1 protein-coding gene is annotated in these 391 nt (G+C 43.0%); it reads right to left on the reverse strand.

Annotation, left to right across the window (positions count from 1 at the left end):
- Positions 1-391, reverse strand: a 391-nt coding sequence (locus EP737_RS25230) for a Gfo/Idh/MocA family protein (protein WP_246040380.1), incomplete at both ends; no start/stop codon positions are given.

Raw genomic sequence — 391 nt, forward strand, 5'->3', positions numbered from 1 at the left:
TCATTGTATCCGATTGCAATTCCGGATGCAGGATAGAAGGCGCTGTATCCTTTATGATCAGGTCCAAGAAATACATTTCTGAAACCTCTGTCAGCACCGTCATCGGATGTAAAGTAGACATTTACTTCGTTCATTCTTTCTAGGGAATAGTACACAGAACCCTCAGTGCCCTGAATTTCAAATGCTAGATAATTTTTACGTCCTGTCGCAACGCGGCTTGCCCCAATCGTGCCGACTGCTCCATTTTCATATTCGGCAAGAATTGTGATCAAGTCATCATTTTCCACATCAGCAAGCTCGGAGGAACCCGCTTGTTTTGGCCTTTGAGGGATCACAATCTTAGATAAAGCGTTTACATTATTGATATCACCAAGGATAAACTGGGAAATGC

The organism is Ectobacillus funiculus (assembly GCF_004138295.1).
GTDB lineage: Bacteria > Bacillota > Bacilli > Bacillales > Bacillaceae_G > Ectobacillus > Ectobacillus funiculus.